The sequence below is a fragment of the Pseudoflavonifractor sp. MCC625 genome (genome assembly GCF_018784545.1).
GTDB classification, from domain to species: Bacteria; Bacillota; Clostridia; order Oscillospirales; family Oscillospiraceae; genus Pseudoflavonifractor_A; species Pseudoflavonifractor_A gallinarum.
On the sequence record NZ_WQOJ01000020.1, the window covers coordinates 1 to 4,666 of the forward strand.

General features: G+C 46.2%; 9 protein-coding genes. 8 read left to right on the top strand and 1 reads right to left on the bottom strand.

Annotation, left to right across the window (positions count from 1 at the left end; all coding sequences use genetic code 11):
• Nucleotides 1-175: 175 nt before the first annotated feature.
• From GPK94_RS05860 to GPK94_RS05875, 4 genes are all read left to right on the top strand, one after another.
• Entirely contained in the window at nt 176-448 is a 273-nt protein-coding gene (locus tag GPK94_RS05860; RefSeq protein ID WP_039865074.1) for a helix-turn-helix domain-containing protein, read from the top strand.
• Complete coding sequence (locus tag GPK94_RS05865) at nt 408-785, top strand: TnpV protein (protein WP_003020283.1); 378 nt, start codon at nt 408-410, stop codon at nt 783-785. The genes GPK94_RS05860 and GPK94_RS05865 overlap by 41 nt, the downstream gene beginning before the upstream one ends.
• A gap of 240 nt (nt 786-1,025) precedes the next feature.
• Complete coding sequence (locus tag GPK94_RS05870) at nt 1,026-1,166, top strand: hypothetical protein (RefSeq protein ID WP_181573031.1); 141 nt, start codon at nt 1,026-1,028, stop codon at nt 1,164-1,166.
• A 32-nt stretch (nt 1,167-1,198) separates the two neighbouring features.
• The gene (locus GPK94_RS05875) at nt 1,199-1,357 is read left to right on the top strand and encodes a binding-protein-dependent transport permease (RefSeq protein ID WP_112090107.1); all 159 of its coding nucleotides are present in this window, start codon (nt 1,199-1,201) and stop codon (nt 1,355-1,357) included.
• A gap of 98 nt (nt 1,358-1,455) precedes the next feature.
• On the opposite strand, the gene GPK94_RS05880 is transcribed toward GPK94_RS05875, so the two are convergent.
• On the bottom strand, nt 1,456-2,262 hold the full coding sequence (locus GPK94_RS05880; RefSeq protein WP_009323504.1) for a helix-turn-helix transcriptional regulator: 807 nt from the start codon (nt 2,260-2,262) through the stop codon (nt 1,456-1,458).
• A gap of 483 nt (nt 2,263-2,745) precedes the next feature.
• Here GPK94_RS05880 and GPK94_RS05885 point away from each other — a divergent pair, with 483 nt between their 5' ends.
• From GPK94_RS05885 to GPK94_RS05900, 4 genes are all read left to right on the top strand, one after another.
• The gene (locus GPK94_RS05885; RefSeq protein ID WP_005930722.1) at nt 2,746-2,934 is read left to right on the top strand and encodes a hypothetical protein; all 189 of its coding nucleotides are present in this window, start codon (nt 2,746-2,748) and stop codon (nt 2,932-2,934) included.
• Complete coding sequence (locus tag GPK94_RS05890; RefSeq protein WP_097786107.1) at nt 2,931-3,272, top strand: DeoR family transcriptional regulator; 342 nt, start codon at nt 2,931-2,933, stop codon at nt 3,270-3,272. Before GPK94_RS05885 ends, GPK94_RS05890 begins: the two co-directional genes overlap by 4 nt.
• Nucleotides 3,265-3,561: a DUF3847 domain-containing protein gene (locus GPK94_RS05895; RefSeq protein ID WP_112090108.1), complete on the top strand. Its 297-nt coding sequence runs from the start codon at nt 3,265-3,267 to the stop codon at nt 3,559-3,561. Before GPK94_RS05890 ends, GPK94_RS05895 begins: the two co-directional genes overlap by 8 nt.
• A 681-nt stretch (nt 3,562-4,242) precedes the next feature.
• A partial coding sequence (locus GPK94_RS05900) for a MobA/MobL family protein (RefSeq protein ID WP_215655029.1) occupies nt 4,243-4,666 on the top strand: 424 nt, incomplete at its 3' end.

Genomic DNA, 4,666 nt, shown 5'->3' on the forward strand with positions numbered 1-4,666 from the left:
AAGCAGTTCATGGCTAATTAAAGGGAACAAAAAGAAAGGAAAAACCAATCCAGACGGTATCAGCGGCAGGCTACAAGAATAAATTGTGATTTCACAAGATTGGTGTTATAATAAGAGAAAAGCTCCTGCCGGGGCAGCCGCCCCGGTGGTATGGGTAGAAAGGCAGGAAAACAATATGCACATCAGCTATAAACCACTCTGGCACACACTGTTAGAGCGTGATATGCGAAAAGAAGATTTAAGGCTTGCCGCTGGTATGACAACGAATATGATTGCCAACATGAGTAAAGAGGGAAAGCACATCAGCATGGACACATTAGCCCGTATCTGCGAAACGCTGAATTGTGAGATTACCGATGTGATTGAGTTAGTACCAGACGAGCCTACTTCCACAGGAGGTAAGGAACATGAGCGAACTGAAACCAAGAATAACGGAAAACGGAATTGATTATATCCTTGTCGGAGATTACTATATCCCGGATTTGAAGCTGCCGAAGGAACACCGCCCTATTGGAAAGTACGGACGGATGCACAGGGAATATTTAAGGGAAGTCCACCCAGTCAGATTGAACACATTGACCTTGACCGGGGAGTTATGGACATACCTTGCAGACCTGAACGAACAGGCACAGGAACGGTTAGACACCATCATGGAGCAGATGAAAGATGCCGAGGGCGTGACCGAGGAATTGAAACGAACCCAAGAAATGGAATGGGTGCGGCGTTGCAATAACATTCACAACCGGGCAGAAGAAATTATTTTGCAAGAGATGATTTATTCATAACGGTATGATAGAATGATTATGACAAATCGGCAATTTATTGAGCTTTGGTTCTTCCTATGCAGTTGCAAAACTGTCTGGTATGGAGCCGATGGGACACTATTTCAAGCCTTTTACTTCCTACGGTCTGATTATCGTCATTTCGGTTGTTGCCATTATTGTCCATACGATTATCGTGCTGATTTACAGATCAAAGAAAAAGGCAACCTAACTAATTCCAAATTGACAAAGGAGCGTGATTGTATGAAAAAGAATAAGGGTATCGCTATTTTGTTGTTCGCTATTTTACTGCAAATGTGTAGTTCGGGAATGGAGTTGCTTACATTGGCAGTAGGTGCTGTCGGATTGGTTCTTGCCATTGTTGATGATAGCAAGAAAGACTGACCAATTCCAATTTGACAAAGGAGTGTGATTGTATGGGTAAAGCGATTTTAGCAATGATTGTAACTGTAATTGTTGGTTTTATGAGTAGTGCCATCTTTGCAAACTGGGTCAATGCACCCGAATGGGGTATTGTTCTTGCAATTGCAGTTATGGGTGGATTTATCATCTACTTCAACGATAAGAAGAAGTAACCAAATTCCAGTTTGTCGTTCTAAAAATTCAACTGAATAATCCCAGCAAAAACCGCTGCTACATGGAAGCCAACAAACCATGCAACAGCGGTTTTTCTTTACCGTTTTTTCCTTTGGCTGATAGGCGTTCCCATTTTCTTTGATTTTTTGAGAATCCGAATCAACCAGCGAAATTCTTCGTCTGACAGATTTTTATAGTTGATACCGAGCTGTTTACAGTAAAGGACAACCAGCTTTTCATCCCGGCTGCCCTTGAAATTTTCGACCGCTTCCAGATTTTCTTTCAGTTCATTGGCAACAGTGGTCTGGGGTGCACTCTCACTGTCCTTTTTATGGGCTTCTCGAATATCCCGGATAATGAGGTTGAGGTCATCCCGTACCATCTGACTGAAATATTCATCATCACTGATATGGGCGGCTTGTAGCACTTTCAAATGGGGGTCGTCTTCGCCAGGGCGATACCGTTCAATGATTTCATGTCGGACAGTATCAACAAGGGCATTGAGGTTTTGAATCTGCATGGTGGCAATCCCGTCCACATAAATCTCAATGTCCGCAAGAAACTTGATAAAATCTTTATGTGTGGCAAGCTCACAGAGCAGACGGTTGTTAATCCGACCGCTTTTCAGGAGAGCAACCATCTCATCATTCAAATGCAACTCCGTCAATGGCGTGTTGATCTGCTCCCTGTTCTCTGTCCGGCACAGCAGATAATCAACGGAAACCCCATAGAAGTCTGCCAGTGTGATAAGGTTGCCATGATTGATTTCTTTATAATCCTCTTTCTCATAACTTCCAAGAGCTGATTTGGAAATACCCGTCAACTCTGACAACTCTTCCAGATTTAAGCCTTTGTCCTTGCGGAGTTCCCAAAGGCGTTCCTGTATGCTTGTCGCTCCTTTCATGGGCGCACGCTCCTTTCCGGTGGTTTGATTGCTGCCGCTTATCTGGATTATATCACACTTTCCGCAATCGTGGAAATTTCTGATTTTTACCCCTAATTCCTACTTTGTGGACATACGGCACAGGGCACAAAAATGTTCTATGATACAGGTAGTTCATCGATGGATTATTCCAATCGAATGACCAGCCTGTGTGGGATATGCTTCCCCGGCGATGTAGTGCCATGACTTTTGGCAGGGATATGGAGGAACCCTTACCAAAACGAGCATACCAAAGGGAGCGATACGCCGCTGTGAGATTCAGGGGAGGAACGACACCGGGGAGAACTGGCGAACTGACACCGAAATGATACCGAAACACGACAATCTGATAGGGGGACAGTCTACCCTATCGCTGATACTTCGGGAGATTTTAAGCGGCTCTATGGCTGTAATTTTGCCGAAAATCGCCCCGAAACCATACACGAAAACGGGAGGAAGCGCAATATGCCGAGAATGAGCAAAAAGAGGAAGCATGAGCTTTCCTTTTACCTCAATGACCGGGGGCGTGTCACTTACAACGAATTATGCCGGAAATGCCAGCATGGGTGCAGGCAGAGCTTCCGGGCGGTTGTGATTGACTGCCCCCGTTATTTATCCAAACGAGCAAAGAAAAAGGAGGAACACACAGAATGAATTTTGAATTTATGACGATAGACACACCATTGCCGCCCTGTATGCCCTTTCCCAGAGCGTTGACAGGATTTCCAGTCAGCAGCACCGCAAAGGTCATGTACTGCCGGATGTTGGACGCTATGCTATCCAAAGGGCAGGAGGACGAAAACGGAATCCTGTTTGTCTGCTTCCCTGTTACAGCCATTGCCGCAGTCTTGTCCCGCAGCTCTATGACGGTCAAGCGTTCTCTGAATGAACTGGAAACCGCCGGACTTATCATGCGGGTGCGTCAGGGCGTTGGAGAACCAAACAGGATTTATGTGCTGATACCGGGAAAGGAGGACGCTGCCCTTGCCTGATACCTCAAAGCTGGAAAAGCTCAACCGGGAGCTGGAGAAAAGCGAAAAGAAACTGCGGAAAGCCATCAATGATGAAAAGGCATTGCAGCACCAGTTAAAGCAGCTTACCCGAAAGGAACGGACGCACCGGCTCTGTACCCGTGGCGGTATGCTGGAAAGTTTTCTGCAAGAGCCGGAACGCCTGACAGATGATGATGTCATGCTGTTATTGAAACTCATTTTTCACAGGCAGGACACGCAGGAACTATTGAAAAAACTGCTGGAACGGAAGAAGCCGAAAACCCCTTAGTTTACTAAGGGCGCAATTATACACCACCCAGAGGTTGGTGCATTGCGTTCTCCGAAGGCTCCTCACCGGAGGGCTGTGATTTTCCGCAGTCATGGTCTGCTCCAAATCAAACAGGGGACGCTACGCTTCCCCTGCGCTGGCTGCCGCCAGCTACCCTTTTGTGGACTTGCCATCTGGGGACACCTTGCGTTGCAAGTTGTTCCCAGCCGACAAGTTTTACAAAATCTCTCTATACTTTGACGGTCGAATAAAGTATAATGAAGTCAACGACTAATCGGAAGTTCAATGTGAGGAAAATTAGATGAAGAAAAAGTCTTATTGGTTAAGTATTAGTGTGTTCGTATTGATACTGATATGGACAGTTTATTATTATGCAATGCAGTACACAGGAGGATTTGCAGACTTAAAGGACTCTATTGTTTGTGGGATTGTAGGTTTGATATGTATCGTATTTATCGTGAAAAGAACTATTGACTTTTTGAAAAACAAAAAATCGTAAAATTCAAGTTTGCCACCCACACATCGGGTCAACTTGTCCCGAACTTTTACAGCTAAATATCCGCCGCCTTCACAGCGGCACACCGAGCAGGAAATCTGAAAAAGGTCTCCTGCTTTTTTTCTGCCAAAATGAGGTGGTAAAACGCCACCCCATCCACCAATTACCGAAAGGAGGGACACGAAATGCCCTGCCCACACAACGAAATCACGATTGTTCAGCGCAGCCAGCGGCAGTCTGCGGTTGCCGCCGCTGCTTACCAAAGCGGCGAAAAGCTGTTCTGTGAATACGACCAGCAAGTGAAGCACTACCCGGAAAAGCGTGGTATTGTCCACAATGAAATCCTGCTCCCACCTAATGCCCCACAGGAATATGCAGACCGCAATACTTTGTGGAACGCCGCCGAAGCGGTGGAAAAACAATGGAACTCCCAGCTTGCAAGGCGGTGGGTGCTTACCATCCCCAGAGAGATACCGCCCGACCAGTATGCTGTCCTTGTCCGGGAGTTTTGTGAGCAGCAGTTTGTTTCCAAAGGCATGATTGCTGATTTTGCAATCCATGACCCCCATCCGCCGGGACACAATCCCCACGCCCATGTCATGCTCACTA